The following is a 2,278-nucleotide window of genomic DNA, read 5'->3' on the forward strand; positions in this document are numbered from 1 at the left end:
CCGGCCGCCTCGACCACCACCGAAATCGACCGGAACCGGACGGAGTTCGTGCTGGTGATGGCGGACGAGGTAACCGGCACGCCGCCGTCGCCGAAGACGTCCGCGAGGGCGGTGGCCTCGGCGATGTCGCCGAGCTTCGTGCCGGTGCCGTGCGCGTTGACGTAGCCGACCGCGGCAGCGGGCACGCCCGAGCTGCGCAGCGCGCCGCGGATGCACGCGGCCGCGCCGGCGCCGTCGGGGCGCGGGGCGGTCGGGTGGTACGCGTCGGTGGTCGCGCCGTAGCCGGCCACCTCGGCGTACCCGGTGGCACCGCGTGCGGCGGCGTGCTCGGCACGTTCGAGCACCAGCAGCGCCGCGCCCTCGGCCAGCACGAACCCGGAGCGGGACGTGTCGAACGGCCGGCTCGCCCGGGACGGGTCGTCCCCGGCGCGGGCCAGCGCCCGCGCGTTGCCGAAGGTGTCGGCGAAGGTGGGGAAGAGCGGCGCCTCGCTGGCCCCGCAGACCACCACGTCGGCCTCCCCCGCCCGGATCAACCGGACCGCGTCGGCGACCGCCTGCGCGCCGGACGCGCAGGCCGTGCCGACCGACGAGCTGTAGCCCCGGATGCCGTGCGCGATGGCGATCCGCGCCGCCGGCATGTTCGGCAGGATGCCGGTGAGCAGGTACGGGCTGACCGCCGCGCGGCCCCGGGCGGCGCGGGCGAGCACCTGGGTCTCCAGGGTGGCCATCCCGCCGACCCCGCCGACGATCACGCCGATCCGGGACTCATCGACGTCGCGGCCCACCTCGATGCCGGCGTCGGCGAGCGCGTCGGCGGCGGCGAGCAGGGCGAGCACCACGATCCGGTCCAGCACGCGGCTCTCCGGCCCGGACACGACGCTGCGCGGGTCGATGTCCGGCAGCAGACCGGCGACGTCCAGCGACCCCCGCGCCGGATGCCCGTCGGGCGGCCGGGTCAGCCCGGAACGGCCGGTGGTCAGCGCGTCGAAGGTCTCCTCGACGCCCCGCCCGACCGGGGTGAACAGACCCATCCCGGTGATCAAGGCCGTCACGACGGCGCTCCGGATCGCCCGCTCACGACGACGCCTCGCTCAGGTAGCGCTCGCGCAGGGCCACCTTGCGGACCTTGCCGGTCACGGTGACCGGGATGTCGTCCGAGCGCACCGGCACCACCCGGCGCAGCGTGGCGCCGACGTCCGCGCCGAGCGCGGCGCGGACCCGTTCGGTGCGGTCCTCGGCCTCGTCGGCCCCGGCCGCCAACTCCAGCAGCACGTCGGTGGCCACACCGCCGGCCTCTGCGACGATCACCACAGTGCAGTCGGTGACGTCCGGGCAGGTGGCGAGGATATTCTCCTCGGACAGGGCGGTGAAGAACCGCCGGCCGTCTCCGGCGTCGACCGAGTCGACGGCCCGGTCCAGGTGGTAGTAGCGGCCGTCGGCGTCGGCCCGGACCAGGTCACCGGTGAGGTACCAGCCGCGCTGGCGGAACCGGTAGGTGGTGACCGAGTCGTTCCAGTAGCCCCGGAACAGCGACGGCGAGTCGACGCCCAGGAAACCCACCTCGCCGACCGGCACCGGCTCGCCCTCGGCGTCGAGCACCGCGACCCGGGCGAACTCGTACGGCCGGCCGATGCAGCGGCCGTACCGGTCGGTGTCGGCGCGGTGGGTGACGTGGAACATGGAGTGCCCCATCTCGCTGGAGCCCAGCCCGTCGATGAAGACCGAGCCGGGCACCCGGGCCACGCCGTCGCGGGTGACGGTGTCCCGCCAGCCGGTCGCGACCAGCCGGCGGATGTGCGGCTCGTGCGAGCAGTCGCCGGTGTTGAACCACAGCCGCACCGAGTCCAGGTCGTACCCGGACAGGTCGAAGCGGGCCAGCTCGGCCCAGGTGACCGAGAAACCGAACACCCCGTCGGGGCGCCAGCGCTGGATGGCGTCGAGCACCCGCTCGCCGCCCTGCTCGGACAGGAGGAACATCTCCGCGCGGTTGCCCAGCGCCTGGTTGACCATCAGCACGGTGGCGGTGTGCGGCGCGGGCAACGCGTTGAGGATCCGGCGGGTGCCCTGCGCCTGCGGCATGGTGAGCAGGTGCCGGGTGGCGGCGAAGAGGCTGGCGTGTGAGTGCAGCACCGCCTTGGGCACCCCGGTCGTCCCGGAGGTGTGGGTGATCACGATCGGGTCGTCGGGGTGGTGCCGGTAGTGCGCCGGGGCCGCGGCCGGGTCGCCCGCGCCTGCCTGCGCGGGCGTGCCCAGCAGCGGTACGCCCAGGTCGTGCCCG

2 protein-coding genes are annotated in these 2,278 nt (G+C 74.9%); both read right to left on the reverse strand.

Going from position 1 to position 2,278, the window contains the following annotated elements:
* The coding region (locus tag AB0J68_RS31170; RefSeq protein ID WP_363942351.1) for a beta-ketoacyl-[acyl-carrier-protein] synthase family protein at nucleotides 1-1,052 on the reverse strand (1,052 nt) is incomplete at its 3' end.
* Nucleotides 1,053-1,074: 22 nt separating this feature from the next.
* Nucleotides 1,075-2,278: fatty acid--CoA ligase family protein (locus AB0J68_RS31175; protein WP_363942353.1), on the reverse strand; the 1,204-nt coding region annotated here is incomplete at its 5' end.

Source organism: Micromonospora sp. NPDC049580 (assembly GCF_040675595.1).
Lineage (GTDB): Bacteria > Actinomycetota > Actinomycetes > Mycobacteriales > Micromonosporaceae > Micromonospora.